The organism is Variovorax paradoxus, from assembly GCF_040544635.1.
Taxonomy (GTDB): Bacteria; Pseudomonadota; Gammaproteobacteria; order Burkholderiales; family Burkholderiaceae_C; genus Variovorax; species Variovorax paradoxus_R.
Genome location: NZ_JBEPKJ010000012.1, coordinates 1 through 21180, shown reverse-complemented (window position 1 = coordinate 21180; position 21180 = coordinate 1). Strand labels below are relative to the sequence as shown.

Here is a 21180-nt window from a genome sequence, read left to right as displayed (position 1 = left end):
TCAGCGTTCGACCAATAAAGGGGCCCGCCGGGCCCCTTTATTTTTGCAGCGCCTTCGCCCGCGCCACGCCGTAGCGCTGCAGCGTTTTCTCGCGCGCCTCGGCATGGTCCACCACGGGGTGGGGGTAGGTTTCGCCGAGCTTGATACCCGCCGCTTCCAGTTCCACGGGCGAGGCCGTCCAGGGCGCGTGGATCGCGGCATTCGACAGCCCCGCCAGCTGCGGCAGGTAGCGGCGGATGAACTTGCCTTCGGGGTCGAAGCGTTCGCTCTGCGTTACCGGGTTGAAGATGCGGAAGTAGGGCTGCGCATCGCAGCCGCTGGAGCTTGCCCATTGCCAGCCGCCGTTGTTCGAAGCCAGCTCGAAGTCGTTCAGGTGCAGCGCAAAGTAGCGCTCGCCGCGCCGCCAGTCCAGCCCCAGGTCCTTGCAGAGAAAACTCGCCGTCAGCATGCGCAGGCGGTTGTGCATGTAGCCGCTCTGGTTGATCTGCAGCATGGCCGCGTCCACCAGCGGGTAGCCGGTGCGGCCCTGGCACCAGGCTTCGAACAGCTGGTCGGCATGCTTGCCGTGGTGCCATTGGATCTTGTCGTACTCGGGGCGGAAGCTCTTCGATTCGCCGCCCGAGTGCACGTGCGGGAAGTGCGCCAGGATCTGGAAATAGAACTCCCGCCAGATCAGCTCGCTGAGCCAGGTCGCCGCGCCCGCGTCCCCCTGCAGCGAAAGCTGGTGCGCCACCCCTGCCAACTGCCGGATCGACACCGTACCGAAGCGCAGGTGCACGCCCAGGTAGCTCGGCCCCCGCACCGCCGGAAAATTGCGCGCCGCGTCGTAGCGGTCGATGCGCTGGAAGAAGTCTTCGAACAGCGCCGCCGCGCCCCGAGTGCCGGTGGGAATCTCGAGCTCGGAAAGGTTGGTTTCCTGGAAGCCGATCTCCTCGAGCGAGGGCACCGGCGCGCGCCAGGCCTCCGGCGGCGGCGCCAGCGCGTCGGCGTACGCCCGAACCGGGTATGGCTTGAGAAAGAACGAGTCGACCTTGGCCAGCCAGGCCCGCTTGTAGGGCGTGAACACCGTGTAGGGCTGGCCGGTCTTGGTCATCACCTCGTCGCGGTCGAACACGATCGAGTCCTTGCAGGTGTGGAAAGCCACGCCTGCATTCGCCAGGGCGCCGAGCACCTGGGCGTCGCGCGCGAGCGCGTCGGGCTCGTCGTCGCGGTTGGCGAAAACGGCCTGCACGTCCAGTTCGTGGGCCAGGGCCGGAATTTCATCGACCGCGGCGGCGTGGCGCACGATCAGCCCGCCGCTCAGGTCCCGCAACTCGGCGTCGAGCTCCACGAGCGATTCGCGGATGAACTCCACCCGCCGGTCGACGCGGGGGAGGGGGTCCAGAATGGCCCGGTCGAACACGAAAACGCACACCACCTGCCGGCAGGCCCGCAGGGCCTGGTAGAGCGCCGCGTTGTCGTCCACGCGCAGGTCGCGGCGAAACCACATGAGCCCTTTGGGATAGGTCTTGTCGACGGCCAGTAAAATCGGCGGCATATGGCTGCCGATTCTGCCCCGATGAACCTCACGCATCACTTTCTGATCGCGATGCCGGGGATGGAAGATAAAACTTTCAACCGCAGCGTCGTCTACCTCTGCGAACACAGCGAGCGCGGCGCGCTCGGCCTGGTTATCAACAAACCCAGCGACATCAACCTCAAGGAGCTGTTCGAGAAGATCGAGCTCCACCTCGCCCGCCCCGAACTCGGCAATTCGCCGGTTTTCCAGGGCGGCCCGGTTCAGACCGAGCGCGGCTTCGTGCTCCACGAGCCGGTGTTCTCCCATGCCGAGAAGCCCGACGAATCGGTCTATGCCTCGACCATGACCATTCCCGGCGGCCTGGAAATGACCACCTCCAAGGACGTGCTCGAGGCCCTGGCCACCGGCGCCGGGCCGCGCAAGGTGCTGGTTTCGCTGGGCTATTCGGCCTGGGGCGAGGGCCAGCTCGAGTCGGAACTGGCCGAAAACAGCTGGCTTACCGTGAGCGCCGACCCGGCCGTGATCTTCGACACACCGGTCGAACAGCGCTACGACAGGGCATTGCTGCTGCTGGGTCTGGAAGCATGGAAACTGTCGCCGGAAGCGGGACACGCGTGATGGCCGCTGCCATGCCAGACGCTCCCGCTCCCTCCGTTTCTTCTTCCGTTCCTGTTCCTGTTGCCGTTCCTCCCCATTTCCAGAGCTTCCTGGCCTTCGACTTCGGCCTGAAGCGAACCGGCGTCGCAAGCGGAAACCGCCTGCTCGGCGCCGCGACCCCGCAGGCCACCATCAAGGCCGAGGGCGATGCCCGCTTCGCGCAGGTCGAGGCGCGCATCAAGGAATGGCAGCCCGACGCGCTGGTCGTCGGCGTGCCTTATCACCCCGACGGCGCCCCGCACGAGAACACCCGCCGGGCGCAGAAGTTCGCCCGCCAGCTGCGCGGCCGGTTCAATCTGCAGGTCTTCGAGGTCGACGAGCGCTACAGCACCACCGAGGCCCTGGCCTCCGGCGCGCGCGATGCCGATGCCGCCTCCGCCTGCATCATCCTGGAGCAATTTTTGAGGAGTCTCCCTTGAGTTCAATACCCGATGCCGAAGTGCTCTACACAGGGCTGCTGGCCGGCGTGAAGGCGCTGCTGCGCCCCGAAACCAAGTTGGTCGGCATCACCTCCGGCGGTGCCTGGCTGGTCGAGCGCCTGCAGAAAGACCTGGGCCTCGCCGGAGCGCCCGGTGTCATCTCGTCGGCCATGCACCGCGACGACTTCGCGCGCCGCGGCCTCTCGGCCAGCGCGCAGACCTCGCTGCCCTTCGACGTGAATGGCACCGACGTGCTGCTGCTCGACGACGTGCTCTACACCGGCCGCACCATCCGCGCGGTGCTCAACGAGCTGTTCGACTTCGGCCGCCCGGCCTGCGTGCGGCTCGCGGTGCTGGTCGACCGCGGCGGGCGCGAGCTGCCAGTGGCCGCCGATTTCGCGGCCGCGAAGCTCACATTGCCCGATACCCAGCTCCTCGCGCTCGCCCGTGCGGACGACGGTGCGTTCAGTCTCAAAGTGGAGGAGAACAGCTGATGCTCTACAAGCGAAACCCGCAGCTCAACAAGAACGGCGAACTGATCCACCTGCTGTCGATCGAGGGCCTGCCCAAGGACATCGTCACGCACATCCTGGACACGGCCGCCAACTTCACGAGCGTGAGCGACCGCGAGGTGAAGAAGGTGCCGCTCCTGCGCGGCAAGAGCGTGTTCAACCTGTTCTTCGAGAACAGCACCCGCACCCGCACCACCTTCGAGATTGCAGCCAAGCGCCTGTCGGCCGACGTCATCAACCTCGACATTGCGCGCTCCTCCGCCACCAAGGGCGAGTCGCTGCTCGACACCATCGCCAACCTGAGCGCCATGGCCGCCGACCTGTTCGTGGTGCGCCACAGCGAGTCGGGCGCGCCCTACCTCATTGCGCAGCACGTGGCACCGCATGTGCACGTGGTGAACGCCGGCGACGGCCGCCATGCGCACCCGACGCAGGGGCTGCTCGACATGTACACGATCCGCCATTACAAGAAGGACTTTGCGAACCTCACGGTCGCGATCGTCGGCGACGTGCTGCACTCGCGCGTGGCGCGCTCCGACATTCATGCGCTCACCACGCTCGGCTGCGCCGAAGTGCGCGTGGTCGGCCCCAAGACGCTGGTGCCCGGCGACATGGCCGGCATGGGCGTGCGCGTGTGCCACACGCTCGAAGAGGGCATCAAGGACTGCGACGTCATCATCATGCTGCGCCTGCAGAACGAACGCATGAGCGGCGCGCTGCTGCCTTCGTCGCAAGAGTTCTTCAAGACCTACGGCCTCACGCCGGAGAAACTGCAGCTGGCCAAGGCGGACGCGATCGTGATGCATCCGGGCCCGATCAACCGCGGCGTGGAAATCGATTCGGCCGTGGTCGACGGCAGACAGAGCGTGATCCTTCCGCAGGTCACCTTCGGCATCGCGGTGCGCATGGCCGTGATGAGCATCGTGGCAGGTAACGAAGCATAGACATGTTGCTCGCCCCCAGTCTTCGCGCACTTCGTGTCGCTTCGCCAACCCCCTACCGGGGGCAACACCAGTGGCCCGGCAAAGCCGGTTCCACGGTGTTTCCCGAAAAGGCCCTGACTGCCACCGGAAGTACAGACGCATGAACATCCTCATCACCAACGGCCGCGTGGTCGATCCCGCATCGGGCACCGACAAGAAAACCGACATCGCCATTGCCGACGGCAAGATCGCCGGCATCGGCCACGCGCCGGCCGGCTTCAAGGCCGAGCGCACCATCGATGCCGCGGGCTGCGTCGTTGCGCCCGGCCTCGTCGATCTGGCCGCGCGCCTGCGCGAGCCCGGCTACGAGCACGAAGGCATGCTCGAAAGCGAAATGGCCGCGGCCATCGCGGGCGGCGTGACCAGCCTCGTGTGCCCGCCCGACACCGACCCCGTGCTCGACGAGCCCGGCCTGGTCGAAATGCTCAAGTTCCGCGCCGAGAAGCTGCAGGGCGCGCGCCTGTTTCCGCTCGGCGCGCTCACACGCGGCCTGGCCGGCGGCGTGCTGACCGAGATGGTCGAGCTCACGGAGGCCGGCTGCATCGGCTTCAGCCAGGCCGACGTGCCGCTGGCCGACACCCAGGTGCTGCAGCGCGCGCTGCTCTACGCAAGCACCTTCGGCTACACCGTGTGGCTGCGTCCGCAAGACCGCGACCTGGGCAAGGGCGTGGCGGCCAGCGGTCCGCTCGCCACGCGGCTCGGTCTTTCGGGCGTGCCGGTGTCGGCCGAGACCATTGCCATTTTCACCATCATCGAGCTCATGAAGAGCACCGGCGCGCGCGTGCACCTGTGCCGCATTTCCAGTGCCGCGGGCGTGGCGCTGGTGCGCGCGGGCAAGGCGCAGGGGCTGCCGCTCACCTGCGACGTCAGCATCAACTCGCTGCACCTTGCCGACACTGACATCGGCTTTTTCGACAGCCGCGCGCGGCTGAACCCGCCGCTGCGCCAGCAGGGCGACCGCGACGCGCTCTCGGCCGCGCTGGCCGACGGCACCATCGACGCGCTGGTGTCCGACCACACGCCGGTCGAGGCCGATGCCAAGACGCTGCCTTTTGCCGAAGCCGAACCCGGCGCCACCGGGCTCGAACTGCTGCTGCCGCTTGCGCTGCAATGGGGCGAGCGCAGCGGCGCCGGCATTTCGCGCGCGCTGGAAGTGATTACCTCCGCGCCCGCGCGGTTGCTGACGGCCGCCGATGCGGGCACCGGCATCGGCAAGCTGGCCGAAGGCGGCGTGGCCGACCTGTGCGTGTTCGATCCGGCCCTCGAATGGCAGGTGCAGCCCGAGGCGCTCAAGAGCCAGGGCAAGCACACGCCGTTCGCGGGCTACCCGCTGCAGGGGCGCGCGCTCCACACCCTGGTTGCGGGCCGCGTGGTCCACGGCTGAAGAGAAGAAGAGGGCGCACGTCCCGATGGTTCATTCACTGAAGGCCTGCTGGCGCCTGCTGCATGCGGTGGGGCACGCGCTGGCCGGCTGGTGGACCATTCGCTTCACCTTTCCGGGTCTTTCGCAGGAAGCACGCAACCTGCGGGTGCAGCAGTGGTCGCGGCGCTTGCTCGAGATCATGGGCGTCACGCTCAAGGTGCAGGGCAAGCCTCCGGCGGAGGGGCCGGTGCTGCTCATCTGCAACCACCTCTCGTGGCTGGACATCACCGCCATTCACGCCGCATGCCACGTGCGCTTTGTCTCGAAGTCGGGCGTGAAGCACTGGCCGTTGATCGGCACGCTCTCCACCGGCTCCGGCTCGCTCTACATCGAGCGCGAGCGCCGGCGCGATGCACTGCGCGTGGTGCACCACATGACCGAAGCGCTCTGCGAGGGCGACCGCATCGGCGTGTTCCCCGAAGGCACCACGAGCGACGGGCGCGGGCTGCTGCCCTTTCACGCCAACCTGCTGCAGGCCGCCATTTCATCGGGCGCGCCGGTGCTGCCCGCCGCGCTGCGTTTTGCCGACGCGGCCACCGGAGAAACCAGCCAGGCGCCGCGCTATATCGACGACGACAACCTGCTGACCTCGCTCTGGAACACGCTGCGCGCGCCACCCCTGCTGGCCATCGTGCGCTTCGGGGAGCCGCAGTCGCCGCTCGGCCGGGAGCGCCGCGCCTGGGCGCAGTCGCTGCATGAAGACGTGCAGCAGCTGCGCCGGGAAACGCACTGAGGGCAGGGACAGCACTCATAAAAAAAGCGCTCCCGAAGGAGCGCTTAACGACGCACGAATGCGTCGTGAGGAGGAACCGCAATGCATGACCGCAGGTTGATCGCTGCAATGGCCGAGGCTTGCGGGAGAAATCAGTTCATGCGCGTGGGCGAGTGCCTACATGTGTAGGCCGGGGCGTCTGCCGCGGGTTATTGGTGGTCTTCGCCCTTGCTGCGTTCGCTCTGTTCCATGGTGCCCGTGCGCAGAAAGTCGCCTGCCTCGTTGGCAACCACGGCCTCGCTGAAGTAGTAGCCCTGCGCAAGTGTCGTGGAGCCCGTCGAGTGGAGAAAGGCGAGTTGCGCCTGCGTTTCCAGCCCCTCGACGATGATGCCGATGCGGGCCTCCCGCGCCAGGTTCATGATGGCGCGCACCGTGGCCGCGCTGTCGGGATCGTCGACCGCTCTCTTGAGCATCGACTGCGCGATCTTCAGGTGGTTCACGCGGTAGGTCCGCAGGTATTCGAACGACGAGTATTCGGTGCCGAAGTCGTCAATGGCAATCCGCACCCCGAGCGCCCGCAACTGCGGCAGTACGTCGTTGTGGGTCCATGTCATCTGGGCCAGCGTCGACTCCGTCACGTCGAACTCCAGAACGGATGCGTCGAGCTGCCATTTCGCAAGGCTCTCGACCACGTCGCGGACCAGTTCGTTGCCCTTCCTGAGCTGCCCGAGAGACAGGTTGATGGCCACGACAGGGGGCTGCACGCCTTGCTCGCGCCACAGGCTCATTTGCCTGCACGCCTGGTTCAGCACCCAGCGGCCCAGCATGACGATGCCGCCGGTGCGCTCGGCAATCGGTACGAATGCACCTGCGTCGAGAAGGCCGCGCTCGGGATGGTTCCAGCGCAGCAGCGCTTCCACGCCCACGATCTTTCCGGAAGACAGCTCGACCTGCGGCTGGTAGTAGAGCTCCAGCTCTTCGCGTTCGATGGCCTTCTTCAGGTCTTCGCCGAGCGCGACGCGGTCGCGCACTTCCAGATCGATTTCCTCCGAGTGAAAGTGAAACTGGTTGCGCCCTTCTTCCTTCGACCGGTAGAGCGCCAGGTCGGCCTGCATGACCATTTCGTCCGGGCTCGCACTGCCCGGGATGTAGGGGCAGATGCCGATGCTGGCGGAGACATGCACCTCGTTGCCGTCGAGCATGTACGGGCGGGCCAGCTCCTGCTGGATCTTTGCGGCCAATGCGCCCGCGGCCGCCGGTTCGCCCATTTCGCTTTGCAGCACCGCGAACTCGTCGCCGCCCAGGCGAGCCACCACGTCGGTTTCACGCGTGCAATTCTTCAGGCGCTGAGCCACCTCGCGCAGCAGCAGGTCGCCGGCCGGATGGCCGAACGTGTCGTTGACCGGTTTGAAGTGGTCCAGGTCGAGGCAGTGCAGCGCAAACGGCACGGAGCCTCGCCGTGCGGCGGCATGGGCCTGGTGAAGGCGCTCGATGAGGGTGGCGCGGTTGGCCAGGCCGGTCAGCCCGTCGGTGCGCGCGAGCCGTGCCAGCTGCTCCTCCGCGGCCTTGCGCTCCGTCACGTCGATGACGATGCCCTCGACCTCGATGAGCCGCCCGTCCTTGTCGCGAACCGGAACATAGCGGTTCTCGACCCAGCGCCGCCCGCCGTCGCCCGTGCACAGGCGGTATTCGATGGAAGCGCCCTCCGCGTCCTTCTCCAGAACGCGGGCCATCGCATCGGCGACCCCGGCCTGGTCGGCCGGGTCGATCAGAACGTCCGCCCAGTTCGGGTTCGCCAACAGGCTGGCCGGGTCATGGCCGAATTTGGTGATGTTGTGCGAGATGTAGATCAGCGGGAACGAAGGTTCGCCGCGCAGGCGGTAGAGGATGGTCGGGCTGTTCTGCACGATGATGTTGGCATCGGACAACTCCCGGGTTCGTTCTTCGACGGCCTGTTCGAGCTGGTTCATCTTGAAGGCGGCGTCTTCCGTCATTTGCCACTTCATCGTGAGCGCGCTGGCCAGCTGGCGCACCTCGATGGGGTCGAACGGCTTCTTGAGCACCAGCAGGCGGTCGCGCGCGTCCAGGCGCTCGAACACCTCGACCCATGACTGGTCCGCATAGGCCGTGCAGATCACGATCTGCAGGCGCGGGTCTACCCGCCACAGCTGCTCGATCGTCTCGACGCCGTCCCACCCCGGGGGCATGCGCATGTCGATGAACGCCATGGCGTAGGGCTCGCCCGCCTCCAATGCCTCACGCACCTTGGCGAGCGCTTCTTGCCCCTGGAAGGCGCTGTCCAGCAGAAAGTCCACCGAGGCCTGCTTGGCCGAGGTGCCGAACAGCGCGGCCTCCATGTCGTCCAGGTCCGAGGCCGCGGCCTCCGGCAGCAGAATTTTCCTGAAGTCTTCGTGGATGGCGGGCGTGTCGTCCGCCAGAAGAATGCGTCGATTCTGTTTTTCGCTCATAGGGTCTCTTCTTCTGCCTTCTTGATCGGAAGCTCGAGCGTGAACGCCGCACAGTGCCGACACCGACGCTGCGGACTGCCTGCATATGCAGTCCAAATGCCTCATATCGGCCTCATATCGGCCTCATGTGGCGGCCCCTGCATGCTCATTGCATTAGACACTTTGACACGCCATTTCGCGCGATTGAATGTTGCTCGAGCGCACGGCGGCGTGACCTTGCCCCTCCCGGTCTTTATGAATCCTTTAGAGTCGGTCTCGCATCCCACGCGGTTCTGCGCCTTCTCTGGCACTCGGCGGGGGATGGAATTAGCATGCGCACCTTCAAGTCGGCGGATTGCCCGCCGATGCTGTTCGCCGACCAGCGCGATAAACCCCTTTTCGGAATCGAACACCGTGGATAAAAACATGCATGAGCGAAGCACGGAAAGGCGCCCGAAACCGCCTGCCTGCACAACGGTCAAGGAAGCAATGACGAAGCGCGATGCGGAGGTCGATACAGCGACGTCCGCTCTGAGAGCCGCTGCGGACGATGTCGCCACCTGCGTTGCCGAACTGATGCACTTCATTGCACCGCACGGCGTCTCGGCACTTCTGGACTGGCGCGGGCGCTCCGGCGATCGCATCGAACCTCGCACGCAGTTCGGTCTGATCGGCGAAATCCACGACGTGACCTATCAATTGCGGGCGCTGCAACGGGCAACGGAACTGGCCACACGCCGGGCGCGCCGCCGGGCTGCTGAAGGTGGCGCCAGGCTGGAGCGGTCCGGCGGCTGAGCGCAGCAACACTACTGCCAGCGGGGCTTACAACCGTATCGGCATTCGGCGCCCATAATCCGCCTGCGGCCGCGCCAGAGGTCGCGTTTGAAACCCGAGGCTCCGGTCCTATCAAAGCGAGCCAGCCACATTCTTTTCTGGCTTTCACGGGATGACATCATGAGCGTATTGCAGATGTTTCTACCGGCGTCCGAGCCAGCGCGCAGCGAGGCTCTGGACCAGTTTCGAAGAACGCACCACTTGCCACGCCACCTCGTGAGAGGCATTGGGCGCAGGGCGTTGGGCGAACCCGGACCGATCGTGCTGGTCGGCCCATTGCAAAACCAGCAACAGGCGTCGTCGCCAGACCTGCAGACACCCGCCGCGCCGGAATAGGCATTCCGGCATCGCCCAGCCGTCGTCAGCTGCAGGTGAGACTTGCGAGGGCCTTGCCTGCGCCGGCAACATCGGGCAACTTCTGTTTCACGCAAGCCGGGTCCTGCGCTGTGTACGCGTAGGGAATGGCAACCGGAAAGGTCGCGGTCGTGATCCAGTCGGTTGCGTCGCGCGACGGTGAGGACGAGCTGGCCACCCAGGTGATTCCGAAGGTGCTGAAGTCGGCCGGCGTCTTGATGTTGTTGTTGCGCAGTTCCCAGAAGCCGATGGCCGAGCTGTCGCGCGAAGTGACGGGATTCTTCGAGTTCTCGAAGTAGTTGCCTTCGATCAGCGAGAAGCCGCCCATGCGGATGTTGGCCCCCGAGGTGATCACGCCGCTGTACAGGTTGTTGTACAGGTGGGTGTAGCCGCCGCGCTGCAGCGGCAGGCGCGAGCCAACGTTTTCGTAGACGTTGTGATGGAAGGTGATGAAGCGATCGCTGGAATCACTGTCGCTCGAGCCGATGAGGCCGACCTTGTGATGGTCGTGGATGTGGTTGTACGAATAGGTGATATGGTGCGCGCCGGCCTTGTTGTCGAGCAGCCCGTCGAACTCCAGGTCGCCAGCGCCCGAGCACTCCTTCAGGCTGCTGAACAGCGTGTTGTGGTCGATCCAGATGTGGCTCGGGAAATTGCCTCCCTGGCCCTCGATGCCGATCGCATCGATCGAACCCGGCAGCAGGCCGATCGTCATGTTGCGGATGACGATGTTCGTGGCATCGGCCTTGATGGCCAGCCCGAAGTTGGCCGACGAATTGTCGGCTCCCTCGATGGTGATGTCGCTCTTGTCCTCGATCTCGACGATAGCGCCTGCCGGCCGCTGCCACTGCGTGCAGGCGTCGGTGATGCTGGAGAAGTCGAACGTTCCGTTGTAGCGGATCACCAGCCCGCCCGTGCCGCTATAGGCGTCGATGGCGGCCTGCATCTGCGCTGCGGTAGAGACCGTGATGGCCGCGACCTTGCCGCCTCCGGTGACTTCGCCGGCAAACCCGCCGCTAAGGGTGCTCGAAGTGGAAGCTGGTGCAGGTTCGGAGGAACCGGGAGCCGCAGGAGCATCGGGAGTCGAAGGGCTGGAGGGAGTAGAGGGATCGGAGGGGGTGGAGGGATTGGAGGAGGAGGAAGAAGGACCAGAGGAGGCAGAGGGAGCAGCGGCAAGAGCGGATGCAGTCAGTGCTGCGGGCGAACCCGTCCCACCGCCTCCACCGCCACCGCAGGCCACCAGCACAAGCGACGTCAATAAAGCACCCGCAGCACGCGACCGATGCAACTCCTGGTTTGTTTGCTTCAATTTCTTCATGATATTTTTATGAGTCGATGCCCCGGCATGAAGGACGAACTGTCCAGGCCGCGGGCAATGTCGATATGCACGCTGCGTGCCGACATTGCATTTCTGCTTCTTCTCGTCGAGGCGAGCGCACTTTGTCAGAAGTGGTCGAGATTTCCGCGAACGAGGCAGCTGGTTCGCCTCGGGAACGACATATTTGTCGCTTAGTGACGAAGCTATGCAGATCGCACCGCTTCCTTCGCAAGGTCGATGAACGCACGCGTCTTTGCAGGAGGAGCGATATTGCCGGGATAGGCCGCGTACAGAAACATGCGACCCGACGCCCAGCCAGGAAAAAGACGAACAAGGCGCCCGGCTTCCACCTCGGCGCGCAGGTTTGCCGTACTCGGAAAAAAAGAGATGCCCGCGCCCTGGCGCACCAGTTGCAGCACGGCGTCCGTGCTCGCCGCTGAGATCGAGCCGCGCAGCTTCACACGCACCTTTCGGCCGCCGCGCTCGAGATCGATCGACCATGGAGCCGGCAGCAGCGACAGCGCGATCCACTCGTGGCTTGCGAGCTCCGCAGGTTTGCGTGGCGTGCCATGCCGGGCGAGGTAGCTGGCCGCCGCAACAATCCAAAGCCCGAGTTCCTCGAGCACCACCGCGCGAAGGCCGGAATCGGCCATCGGCCCGATGCGGATCGTGAGATCGAAGTGCTCGGCAATCAGGTCGAGCTTGCGGTCCGTGGGCACATAGTCCACGCGCATTGCCGGATAGCGTTCGCTATAAGCCGCGATCCAGCTCGCAACCATGCCGGCCGATCCCTGAGGGCTGGAGAGCCGCAACGTACCCGAAGGTTGCGCGTGCCCCGAGCGTGCCCGCTCCATCGCAGCCTCCGCGCCGGCCAGCAGCTCACGGCAATCAGCGAGAAATGCCGCCCCTGCTTCGGTGATTGCGAGCTTGCGCGTGGATCGCAGCAACAGCTGCGTGCCCAACTCCCGCTCGAGCAACGCCACCGCCTGGCTGACTGCGGACTTGGTCGTGTTCAGACGTTCGGCCGCGGCGGTGAAGGTTCCGGCCTCGGCGACCGCGACGAAGGCCGCCAGGCGGCCAAAGGAGATGGCGGGAGCCTTCATGCGATTGTTCTCCACAACTGGACAATGAATTCTCCCGCAGGCGCTTTCTGGAAACAACCGCGACGCGCACCATGGCACTCATCGCAACCTCACCCATGAAGGGAATCGCCATGTATGTACTTCTCGGCTCCAACGGCAACATCACCTCCAAAGTCGCGGCACTGCTGCTCGGACAAGGCACGACGGTACGCGTTGTCGGCCGAAATGCGGGATCGCTCGCTTCCCTGGAGGCCGCGGGCGCGGATGTCGCGGCTGGCGACATCGGCGATGCAGGCTTCCTGGCCCGCGCGTTCGCCGGTGCCACGGCCGTCTACACGATGATCCCTACCGACTACACGGCGGACGATATGCTTGCCGAGCAAGATCGTCTGGGCGATGCCATCGCACGCGCAATCGCCGCGGCCGACGTGAAACGCGTCGTGAATCTGAGCAGCGTCGGCGCGCATGTGAGCTCGGGCACCGGACCGATCGTGGGCCTGCATCGGCAGGAGCGGCGCCTCGACGAACTCGCCGGCGTTGAGGTGCTGCACGTGCGGCCCGGCTACTTCTTCGAGAACCATTTGGCCGCGATAGAGATGATCCGGAGCATCGGCGCGTACGCGGACATGACCGCGCCCGATTCGCCGCTGCCGATGGCGGCGACCGCCGACATCGCGCAAGTCATCGCGCGCGAGTTGCGCACGCCCTCGGGCAAGGGCAAGCGCGTGCTCCATCTGCGCGCACCAAGCCTTTACACGATGAAGGAAGCGACGGCGCTGCTCGGCAAGGCCATCGGCAAGCCGGATCTTGCCTACGTCCAATCCGATCCGGAGCAAGCCAAGGCGGCGCTGCTGCAGCAGGGCTTCTCGGCGAGCGCCGCCGCGCAGCTGGAGGAAATGAGCGCGGCCTTCTCCACGGGACGCCTCGACGGCGAGTACGACAAAGGCCCTACCGAGATCACCCCGACGACGCTCGCGGATTTCGCGGCCACGGTTTTCCGGCCTGCTTTCGAGAAGACTTGAGGGGTCCTTCACAGGCAGCGAAATGCTTCCTATCCTGCGGGTGATCGGCACGGAGCTGGCCTTCGTCACGGCAGGGGAGGCGTCCAGGCCCGCAATCCCGCTCTTGCATGGATTCCCGAGCTCCGCGCGCGAGTTTCGGAACGTCATACCCGAGCTGTCGCAAGTCGCCCATGTGATCGCGCCCGACCTTTCCGGCTTTGGCCCGGTCTGGGACGCCCAATTGAGGTTCTGGTCGAATCCGACCAGGAGAACGAAGCAGCCGCAGCCGTCGACCTGACCTTCGAGTTCACCCGCGAGCAATACACCGGCGGCCTGCCGGAAGAAGTCGTCGCCATGATCGGAGGGTGATGAATCTTCCGGGGCGCATGGAAACCCAGCGCGCGCTCATTGCCGACTACAAGAACCACGCCGCGCGTTTCGATGCGATCGCGAAGTACCTGAAAGAATGGCAACCGCCTGCGCTCATGCTGTGGGGCCGTCACGACCCCTACTTCGATATCGCCGAAACGCTGTCGTGGATGCAGGATCTGCCGCGCATGGAAGCGCATGTTCTTGACGGCGGACACTTCCTGCTCGAGACGCACGCGGCCACTGCGGTGCCGCTCATGCTTGACTTCATCAGGCGCACACAACGTGACGGCATCTGAACTTCGTAGAGCGCGGTCCTGGCGCCCAGAGGCACGAGCGCACGCGAGAGAGAACAACGCCATTCCCCTGAAGAATGAGTGAGTGAATCTCGATTTTCGATGCAGTCAAAAAACAAGGGATGAGGTCTTGGCTGTTCTACTCCGTCGATCGCTGCATCGTGAATGGAGTGCCTTGTCAGGCACAAGTGTTAGTCAGGTTCGGTCTGATGCGCCGGTGCTTCCATTTTTGTCGGACTTCACTTAAGCGCTGGCCATAACTTGTCGCACGGCGAATCCGAAGCGACGCTCCGCGTCACTTTCCAGGCTCAATTGACGTGCTCTTCCCGGCGGGGAACTGAGGCATGAATCGTGCACCTCATGGCCCGGTCGACGAGTGGATCCGGGCCCGGCCTGCGGCACGCCGTTGGCCATGCGCGACGACAGCAATCCCTGCATGCGAAGTACGCAACGCGTGCGGCGGCTGGTCTTCTTCAATCTTAAAAAAATCTTGCTCATGATGATGTTTCCCCGAGGATGCGTTTCCGCACTGATGCTTTCGGTGCTCCTGTCGGGCTGCGGCGGTGGAGGTGGCGGCAGCAACCAAGGCAGTGGCCTGGCCGGCCTCTTCGGTCTGGGCAGTGGAAGTCAAGGCAGCAATGGCACCGGCCAAAGTGGCGTTGGCACAGGCGGCACGAGCGGCACGGGGGGCGGCACAGATGGAGGTACTTCGCCCGTCCCTGCGACCACCGCACTGGTGACCAGGCTCGGCAAGCCCGCCCGGATGCTGTTCGGGCTCGGCTTGGGCGAAATCGATCAGATGAAAAGCCAGAACATTCACCCGGACATCATTGACACCTACCTCGTGGGCACCGGTGAAAAATCCTGGACCACCTGGAACAGTCCCGACGGCGCGTTCATCACATACACCGCACAAGCCAACCAGGCCTACGGCGCGATTTCCATGTTCACGCTCTACCAGATGCAGGGCGATCTGAGCGGCATCAACGACGCGACCTTCATGAACAAATACTGGGGGCAGACGCGGCTGATGTACCAGCTCATTGCGGACCTGCGCCAGCCCGTTCTGATCAACCTGGAGCCGGACTTCTGGGGATTCCTTGCATCGCAGGCGCCTGGCCGCGATGCGACGCGGGTGCCGGCCATCGTGAGCAACCAGCCCGAATGCGCCGGGTTGCCGGACAACGCCGCAGGCCTTGGCCAATGCCTCGTGCAGATGGGCAGGCAGATCGCGCCCAAGGCGCTGGTGGGATTCCCGCCCTCCTTCTGGAGCGGCACCGCTGCCGAGATCGGCGCGCAGATGCGCGCGGTCGGGGCAGACAAGGCGGACTTCATCGTCGCCCAGACCAGCGACCGCGACGCGGGCTGCTGGGAAGCTGAATCGCCGCCCGACGAATGCACGGGGCGAAGCGGAACGTTCTACTGGGACGCAAGCAACAAGACCAGCCCGAATTTCCACGACTCCCAGAAGCAGATTTCCGACTACCGCGCAGTGCTGGGCAACGGCCTCCCGATCCTGTGGTGGCAGACGCCGATGGGCGTGCCGTCCGATACGCCCGGCGGCACGGACCAGCACTACCGCGACAACCATGTCGACTACATGCTGCGCAACGCCCAGGAGTACGGCGACATCCACACCTTCGCCATCGTCTTCAGCCGAGGTGGCAGCCATCAGACCTCGCTCGCCACCGATGGCGGCCAGTTCGCCCGCCTCTCGGGCCAGTACCTGGCGCGAGGCGGTGCGACCTTGAAGTAGCGATCGGACGCCGGAATCGCACTTGATCCGGCGGCGATGTATTCGACGACACATGTATGTGGAAAGCGCGCCGGGTCCCGCGACCTTTCTGCGCATTAACTAACGGTTCCCATGTTTGATAAAACCAATTTTGCTGCTGCATTGCTCGTGTTGAGCGCGGTCGTGCTCCCGGGTTGCGGGGGCGGAAATTCGGGAAGTTTCCAGGCAGGCGCTCCAGCCCCTGCTGTCGCGGGGAGTACCCCGGAGGTCCCCGCTGCCGGAGGAGGCACACCGGAGACTCCCGCCACCACGGGAACGGGAGCCACCCCTGAAATCCCCGCCGCCCCGGGAGACAACACCCCGGTGGCCCGCGGCATGAAGCATCCAGGCGTTGGGGTCAGCCTCTCGGATCTTCAGACGCTCAAGGCGAACATCGAGCAGGGCAAGGAACCGTGGAAGTCCGGCTACAACCAATTGGCGAACAGTCCCAACTCCAGGCTCAGCTACCGAGGGCGTGGTGGCCCGTTCGCGAAGGTGAGCCGCGCCCCCGACGAGAATCTCAATGCTTGGCGCTCCGATATGGTCGCGATCTCGAATCTCTCGCGGATGTGGTACTTCACCCGTGACGAGCGATACGCGGAGATTGCAAAGTGGCTGCTGCTGGGGTGGGCCACCACCCACACGGAGTTCTCGGGTCGCGAGTCGATGCTCGATTTGGGCGACTACGCGCTCGATTTCGTGGGCGGCGCGGAAATCCTGCGCACCACATGGCCGGGCTGGAAGGAGGCCGACACGGAGATCGTCAAGAAGTACTTCAAGGACGTGTTGATGCCGGCGGCGAACCCCTATGGCGAAAGCATGTTCGGCGCCGCCAACAAGGGCGCACTGGCCCTCACTGCGCTTGGACTGATGGCGATCTACAACGACGACATCGAGACATTGGACAGGGTCGTCTACCAGACGCGCACGCTCGCCCACATCGGGCTGCGAAATTCCAATGACATCGGCATGCTCGGCGACTACCTCCGCGACCAGGGGCACGCCTATGGGCAGCTCAAGTCATTGACCGTGCTCGCCGAGGCGCTCTGGACCCAAGGCATCGACATTTATTCCGACTTGGACAACCGCCTGCTGGCGGCGGGTGAGTATTTCGCGAGAGTGAACGAGCTCGTCCCAACGACAGCCCTTCCTTTCGGTACCACCGATCGCTACTACCTCACCGACGTCACCAATCGCGGCTGGGACGGCGCCAATGGCGGGATCACGGCGCTGACCCAGATCTATAACGCCTACGTCCTGCGCAAGGGTCTCCAGGCACCCTTCATCGCACAGAGGCGCCTCCGGATGCCGGTGGACGGCACCAGCTTCATGTTCCTCAGGGAGTCCGACACCTCCAAGGCGACGCCGCCGCCGGCGCTGCCCATTCCTTCGACCACCTCGATCACCTCGGGGTTCAGCAATGTTGACTTCGGGGGCGCCACCCCAGCCGGCATGGCCACATACACCAATGGCAAATGGACAGTTCAGGGAGCAGGCAACGACATCTTCTGGGGCGCACAAGACGCTTGCCACTTCACCTACAAGGCCCTCACCGGCAACAGCGCCATCATCGCGAAAGTCGAGTCCGTCCAGAACACCAACCCGGCCGCCAAGGCGGGCGTGATGATGCGGACAAGCCTGGAAACAGGCGCTCCCCGCGCCTGGATGGCCCTCTCCGGGAGGGGCCAGGTCGAACAGAGCATGCCGAAGCTCGCGGTGTATGGCGGCACGAACTATGGGACCAAAGCCATGGACATCGCCAGCTCCACGGGCTCGTACTGGGTGAAGCTCGAGCGCATCGGGAACATCATCACCGGCTACGTTTCTCCCGACGGCACCAATTGGGCTGCCACCGATGTCGGCCGCATCAACGCCCCTGTTCCCGACACGATCTATGTCGGTCTGGTGGTCGCCTCGGCCGCCTGGGGCACCATGAACAGTTCCACCTTCAGCAACGTGCAGATCACCGGCGGCGACGGTGGGGCGCCGCGCGTCGTTCCGGAGGCACCCGCCATGCTGCTGGCCTCGCCGGGCGATGGCGCCGTGCCGCTGCGCTGGCAGGCCTCCTTTGGCGCCGCCGGCTACACGATCGGCCGCTCCGAGTTCAGCGGCGGGCCCTACGAGACCATCGCGTCGGGCGTCACGGGCAGCAGCTACACGGACACCTCCGTGACCAATGGCACCACCTACTACTACACCGTCACGGCGAGCAACTCCGCCGGAACGAGCGGCCGTTCTCCCACGGACAGCGCCACGCCGGCCGTCCGATAGTGAACGGTGCCACCGCAAACGACAGCGCAGTCGATCCGGGCGACGCATCCTGTCGGTTTTTTCAGGGTCGTGCGGCGACGATCTGAGTGGTTCGGTTCTTGCGGCATTCGCACAATTACACACAACATGCCAAAATGTCACAGATTTCAAGAAAGATGAGTGAGGTCTCCATTGACCGATCGTCGTCAGTTCTATCCACGATCCCCCGCAACTGGAATCGCACGCGGCTCATCGCGATCGGCCTGCTGAGCACATGGGTCGCGGCTTGTGGCGGTGGGTCGTCGGGCACTTCGACAGCAGCGCTCGTTGGAGGCACACCCGCGACCGCAACCGCGACCGCAACCGCGACCGCAACCGCAACCGCAACCGCAACCGCAACCGCAACCGCAACCGCAACCGCAACCGCACCTGCAACCGCACCTGCACCTGCGCCTGCGCCTGCGCTTGAACCCGCACCCGCACCCGCACCCGCACCCGCACCCGCTCAGGCCACTACCTGGAAGAGTTTGAAGTTCGGTGGTGGCGGCTACGTCAGCGGCCTCGTCTTCCACCCGACGACCGCCAATCTGCTCTACGCACGCACCGACGTCGGCGGCGCCTACCGCTGGAACCAGGCCACGTCGGCCTGGCTGCCCATCACCGACGGCCCGGGCTTCGGTGGAGGCGAGGAACGGTTCCATGGCGTCGAAAGCATCGCCGTTGATCCGAACAACGACCAGCTCGTCTACATGGCCGCCGGCATGTACACGTCCGGGGGCAACGGCCGCCTGTACATCTCCAGCAACCGCGGTGACCAGTGGACCTACGTCGCTCTGCCTTTCCCCCTGGGTGGCAACAACCCCGGCCGGGCCATCGGCGAACGCCTGATGGTCGACCCCAACAAGCCTTCGACGCTGTTCTACGCCACGCGCACGGCCGGCCTGTGGAAGAGCATCGACTCGGGCCTCACCTGGGCGCAGGTCACGTCGCTGTCGTCCGCCAAGTTGACCCAGGACGAGGTCAATGCCTTGGGCATGAACAGCGCGATGGGCGTCGAGACGGTCGTCTACGACACCGGCACCAAGGGCAGCGGCTCGGCCACGCAGACGATCTACGCGCCCATCGCCCCGGACTACGTCCAAACAGCAGGCCTGGCCTCGAACCTGTACAAGTCCAGCAACGGCGGCGCCTCGTGGACCCCGGTCTCGGTCCCGATCTCCGGCTATCACATCCCGCACATGGTGCGCGCCGCGGACGGCATGTTCTATGTCGTGTTCACCAAGGAGACCGGACCAGGCGCCGCTGGTCCCGCCCGTTTGTACAAGTTCGACGGCAGCAGCTGGACCTTGCTCGACAGCAACGACTCCGCCGGCTACGGCGGCGTGTCCGTCTCCGGCACCGGCTCGACCACGCGCATTGTGCTGGGTGTGACCAACACCTGGGGCAGCTTCAGCGGCCAGCAAATCATCCGGCTGTCCGACGATGCCGGCCGCAACTGGCGCGAGATCGCGGCCGCCATGCCGCATGCGCCGGCCGACGCGCCCTTCTGGGGATGGCCCGACGACATCGAGATCGATCCTGCCAACCGGGATCACATCCTGTACGGCCATGGCGGCGGGATCTGGGAAACGCGCAACGCGTCCTCGGCCACGCCGAGCTGGAACGAGCTGAACGACGGCATCGAGGAGACTGCCGTCCTGGGCCTGGCCACGCCGCCGGCCGGCGCCACGTACAGCCTGATCAACAGCATGGGCGACATCGGCACCTGGGTGCACACCAACCTCGCGACCAAGCCGACGCTGACGCCGGCCACCAGCTGGAGCAACGGCTTCGCCGCCGACATGGCGTGGTCCGACCCGCAATACATGGCCACCATCGGCGTCGTCCTGGGTAACAGCACCGGCTACGGCGCCTGGTCCGGCGACGGCGGCAAGACCTGGGCGAAGTTCGCCACCTACCCGCCGGGCGTCGCGGAAAACAAGGGTGGGGAAGCGAGCATCGTCGTCACCGCGCGCAACAGGGCGGTCTGGGCGCCCGGCAACTCGGTGCCGTCCTACACCACGGACAACGGCGCCACCTGGGTGCCGACCAATCTGCCCGCGATCAACACCATCTTCCCCCGCGCCTACCACCTGGTCGCAGATCGCAAGAAGCCGAACAAGGTCTATGCCTACGATTCCGGCGGCCACTGGTGGGGCACGCCGGGCAAGGTCTACGTGTCGACGGACGGCGGCCGCACGTTCACGCTGAGCCAGGGCTCGGTGGACGCGGGGCTGGCCCCCAGCTACTTCGCGAACACCTCGCTGGCGGTCAACCCCAACGTCGAAGGCGAGCTCTGGCTGGCTGACGGCAACGCCGTGTACCACTCGGTGGATTCGGGGGCGACCTGGACGAAGCTGAGCCAGTTTGCGTCGATCATGGGCAGCAACCCGTGGCCCGACGTCCAAGGCGCCACCTTGGTGGCCTTGGGCAAGGCAGCGCCTGGTGCGGCGTACTCGGCCTCCGTCTACGTGGTGGGCGTGGTGAACGGCGTGTGGGGCGTGTACCGCTCCGATGACGCTGGCGTCACCTGGACTCGCTTCAACGACGACGCTCACCAGTTCGGCGGCATCGGCGTGATGGCGGCCGATCAGAACATCTACGGACGCATCTATGTGAGCGGCACCGGCCGCGGCGTGTTGTACAGCAACTGAACCCCGTCCGCTTCATCCCCGCATCGCTCATGCGCAAGACAACTGCGATGGCCACCTTGCCCGATGCGCCGGCACGCCGCGGCTTCGTGCGCGCCGAGGCAGGTGCCGGAACCGTGGGGTGCCGAGGTCCCCGGGGCGTCGCTTGCTGCCCTACGGAAGCTCCCGTGCGCTGACCGGATCGGCCGTCGGCGGCAGCCCCCCGCGCAGCGGGCGGGGCGCCGGTGCTTCCGGCAGCACCGGCGCGGCGTTCACGCCGCGCAGCATGATGTTGTCGGTGTTCGGCTGCGCGCGCTGCTGCATGCCGCGGATCTCGTCGTAGCGGTCGTACGCAAAAGCCTCGGACGAGGCGCCGTCGCGCATGACCGCCGGGCGCAGGAACATCATCAGGTTGCTCTTGGTGCGCGAGCGGATCTCGTTCTTGAACAGGTTGCCCAGCACCGGAATGTCGCCGGCCAGGGGCACCTTCTCGATCGTGTTGTTGTAGTCGTCCGAGAGCAAGCCGCCGAGCATGATCAGGCCGCCGTCTTCCACCAGCAC

Annotated in this window: 18 protein-coding genes and 1 pseudogene; 14 read left to right on the top strand and 5 right to left on the bottom strand. The window is 65.3% G+C overall.

The window, feature by feature from the left end:
* Positions 1 to 37 precede the first annotated feature (37 nt).
* Entirely contained in the window at positions 38 to 1537 is a 1500-nt protein-coding gene (locus tag ABIC94_RS19970) for a cryptochrome/photolyase family protein (protein WP_354374725.1), read from the bottom strand.
* On the opposite strand from ABIC94_RS19970, the gene ABIC94_RS19965 reads away from it, so the two are divergent.
* The 6 genes from ABIC94_RS19965 to ABIC94_RS19940 all read left to right on the top strand — a co-directional run bounded on the left by ABIC94_RS19965 (position 1538) and on the right by ABIC94_RS19940 (position 6246).
* Positions 1538 to 2137, top strand: a complete 600-nt coding sequence (locus ABIC94_RS19965) for a YqgE/AlgH family protein (RefSeq protein WP_354374724.1) — start codon at positions 1538 to 1540, stop codon at positions 2135 to 2137. It begins immediately after the preceding gene.
* Positions 2137 to 2595, top strand: a complete 459-nt coding sequence (gene ruvX, locus ABIC94_RS19960) for a Holliday junction resolvase RuvX (protein WP_436318061.1) — start codon at positions 2137 to 2139, stop codon at positions 2593 to 2595. Before ABIC94_RS19965 ends, ruvX begins: the two co-directional genes overlap by 1 nt.
* Entirely contained in the window at positions 2592 to 3089 is a 498-nt protein-coding gene (pyrR, locus tag ABIC94_RS19955) for a bifunctional pyr operon transcriptional regulator/uracil phosphoribosyltransferase PyrR (protein WP_354374722.1), read from the top strand. The genes ruvX and pyrR overlap by 4 nt, the downstream gene beginning before the upstream one ends.
* The gene (locus ABIC94_RS19950; protein WP_354374721.1) at positions 3089 to 4051 is read left to right on the top strand and encodes an aspartate carbamoyltransferase catalytic subunit; all 963 of its coding nucleotides are present in this window, start codon (positions 3089 to 3091) and stop codon (positions 4049 to 4051) included. The genes pyrR and ABIC94_RS19950 overlap by 1 nt, the downstream gene beginning before the upstream one ends.
* A gap of 139 nt (positions 4052 to 4190) precedes the next feature.
* A complete protein-coding gene (locus ABIC94_RS19945) occupies positions 4191 to 5474 on the top strand; it encodes a dihydroorotase (protein WP_354374720.1) in 1284 nt (427 codons plus the stop codon).
* Positions 5475 to 5499: 25 nt separating this feature from the next.
* Complete coding sequence (locus ABIC94_RS19940) at positions 5500 to 6246, top strand: lysophospholipid acyltransferase family protein (protein ID WP_354374719.1); 747 nt, start codon at positions 5500 to 5502, stop codon at positions 6244 to 6246.
* A gap of 188 nt (positions 6247 to 6434) precedes the next feature.
* Here the strand turns inward: ABIC94_RS19940 and ABIC94_RS19935 are convergent, their stop codons facing one another.
* A complete protein-coding gene (locus tag ABIC94_RS19935; protein ID WP_354374718.1) occupies positions 6435 to 8693 on the bottom strand; it encodes a putative bifunctional diguanylate cyclase/phosphodiesterase in 2259 nt (752 codons plus the stop codon).
* Between the two features lie 468 nt (positions 8694 to 9161).
* Between ABIC94_RS19935 and ABIC94_RS19930 the strand changes: the two genes are divergently transcribed.
* The gene (locus ABIC94_RS19930; protein ID WP_354374717.1) at positions 9162 to 9467 is read left to right on the top strand and encodes a hypothetical protein; all 306 of its coding nucleotides are present in this window, start codon (positions 9162 to 9164) and stop codon (positions 9465 to 9467) included.
* A 400-nt stretch (positions 9468 to 9867) separates the two neighbouring features.
* Here ABIC94_RS19930 and ABIC94_RS19925 read toward each other — a convergent pair whose 3' ends face one another.
* Entirely contained in the window at positions 9868 to 10806 is a 939-nt protein-coding gene (locus ABIC94_RS19925; RefSeq protein ID WP_354374716.1) for a pectate lyase family protein, read from the bottom strand.
* 575 nt (positions 10807 to 11381) lie between these two features.
* Entirely contained in the window at positions 11382 to 12281 is a 900-nt protein-coding gene (locus ABIC94_RS19920; RefSeq protein WP_354374715.1) for a LysR family transcriptional regulator, read from the bottom strand.
* Positions 12282 to 12352: 71 nt separating this feature from the next.
* Here ABIC94_RS19920 and ABIC94_RS19915 point away from each other — a divergent pair, with 71 nt between their 5' ends.
* From ABIC94_RS19915 to ABIC94_RS19885, 7 genes are all read left to right on the top strand, one after another.
* Positions 12353 to 13282 carry an NmrA family NAD(P)-binding protein gene (locus ABIC94_RS19915; RefSeq protein WP_354374714.1) on the top strand — a complete coding sequence of 310 codons (930 nt, stop codon included), beginning with the start codon at positions 12353 to 12355 and terminating at the stop codon, positions 13280 to 13282.
* A 22-nt stretch (positions 13283 to 13304) separates the two neighbouring features.
* Entirely contained in the window at positions 13305 to 13559 is a 255-nt protein-coding gene (locus ABIC94_RS19910) for an alpha/beta fold hydrolase (protein ID WP_354374713.1), read from the top strand.
* Positions 13560 to 13647: 88 nt separating this feature from the next.
* Positions 13648 to 13929 carry an alpha/beta fold hydrolase gene (locus ABIC94_RS19905; protein ID WP_354374712.1) on the top strand — a complete coding sequence of 94 codons (282 nt, stop codon included), beginning with the start codon at positions 13648 to 13650 and terminating at the stop codon, positions 13927 to 13929.
* Between the two features lie 493 nt (positions 13930 to 14422).
* Entirely contained in the window at positions 14423 to 15682 is a 1260-nt protein-coding gene (locus tag ABIC94_RS19900) for a hypothetical protein (RefSeq protein ID WP_354374711.1), read from the top strand.
* 354 nt (positions 15683 to 16036) lie between these two features.
* Entirely contained in the window at positions 16037 to 17971 is a 1935-nt protein-coding gene (locus ABIC94_RS19895; RefSeq protein ID WP_354374710.1) for an alginate lyase family protein, read from the top strand.
* Between the two features lie 253 nt (positions 17972 to 18224).
* Positions 18225 to 18419 carry a hypothetical protein gene (locus tag ABIC94_RS19890; RefSeq protein ID WP_354374709.1) on the top strand — a complete coding sequence of 65 codons (195 nt, stop codon included), beginning with the start codon at positions 18225 to 18227 and terminating at the stop codon, positions 18417 to 18419.
* A 58-nt stretch (positions 18420 to 18477) separates the two neighbouring features.
* The gene (locus ABIC94_RS19885; protein WP_354374708.1) at positions 18478 to 20643 is read left to right on the top strand and encodes a dockerin; all 2166 of its coding nucleotides are present in this window, start codon (positions 18478 to 18480) and stop codon (positions 20641 to 20643) included.
* Positions 20644 to 20793: 150 nt separating this feature from the next.
* Here ABIC94_RS19885 and ABIC94_RS19880 read toward each other — a convergent pair.
* Positions 20794 to 21180 (bottom strand): annotated as a pseudogene (locus tag ABIC94_RS19880) (type II secretion system secretin GspD); the annotation flags it as partial.

Excerpts from the sequence above, each read along its gene's own strand:
- ABIC94_RS19930 (WP_354374717.1), top strand. The coding sequence starts at position 9,162 with ATGACGAAGCGCGATGCGGAGGTCGATACAGCGACGTCCGCTCTGAGA.
- ABIC94_RS19940 (WP_354374719.1), top strand. The coding sequence starts at position 5,500 with ATGGTTCATTCACTGAAGGCCTGCTGGCGCCTGCTGCATGCGGTGGGG.
- ABIC94_RS19900 (WP_354374711.1), top strand. The coding sequence starts at position 14,423 with ATGATGATGTTTCCCCGAGGATGCGTTTCCGCACTGATGCTTTCGGTG.
- ABIC94_RS19965 (WP_354374724.1), top strand. The coding sequence starts at position 1,538 with ATGGCTGCCGATTCTGCCCCGATGAACCTCACGCATCACTTTCTGATC.
- ABIC94_RS19915 (WP_354374714.1), top strand. The coding sequence starts at position 12,353 with ATGGCACTCATCGCAACCTCACCCATGAAGGGAATCGCCATGTATGTA.
- ABIC94_RS19905 (WP_354374712.1), top strand. The coding sequence starts at position 13,648 with ATGGAAACCCAGCGCGCGCTCATTGCCGACTACAAGAACCACGCCGCG.
- ABIC94_RS19935 (WP_354374718.1), bottom strand. The coding sequence starts at position 8,693 with ATGAGCGAAAAACAGAATCGACGCATTCTTCTGGCGGACGACACGCCC.
- ABIC94_RS19920 (WP_354374715.1), bottom strand. The coding sequence starts at position 12,281 with ATGAAGGCTCCCGCCATCTCCTTTGGCCGCCTGGCGGCCTTCGTCGCG.
- ABIC94_RS19950 (WP_354374721.1), top strand. The coding sequence starts at position 3,089 with ATGCTCTACAAGCGAAACCCGCAGCTCAACAAGAACGGCGAACTGATC.
- ABIC94_RS19925 (WP_354374716.1), bottom strand. The coding sequence starts at position 10,806 with ATGCAGGCCGCCATCGACGCCTATAGCGGCACGGGCGGGCTGGTGATC.
- ABIC94_RS19970 (WP_354374725.1), bottom strand. The coding sequence starts at position 1,537 with ATGCCGCCGATTTTACTGGCCGTCGACAAGACCTATCCCAAAGGGCTC.
- ABIC94_RS19945 (WP_354374720.1), top strand. The coding sequence starts at position 4,191 with ATGAACATCCTCATCACCAACGGCCGCGTGGTCGATCCCGCATCGGGC.
- ABIC94_RS19910 (WP_354374713.1), top strand. The coding sequence starts at position 13,305 with ATGCTTCCTATCCTGCGGGTGATCGGCACGGAGCTGGCCTTCGTCACG.
- ABIC94_RS19890 (WP_354374709.1), top strand. The coding sequence starts at position 18,225 with ATGGGTCGCGGCTTGTGGCGGTGGGTCGTCGGGCACTTCGACAGCAGC.
- ruvX (WP_436318061.1), top strand. The coding sequence starts at position 2,137 with ATGGCCGCTGCCATGCCAGACGCTCCCGCTCCCTCCGTTTCTTCTTCC.
- ABIC94_RS19895 (WP_354374710.1), top strand. The coding sequence starts at position 16,037 with ATGAAGCATCCAGGCGTTGGGGTCAGCCTCTCGGATCTTCAGACGCTC.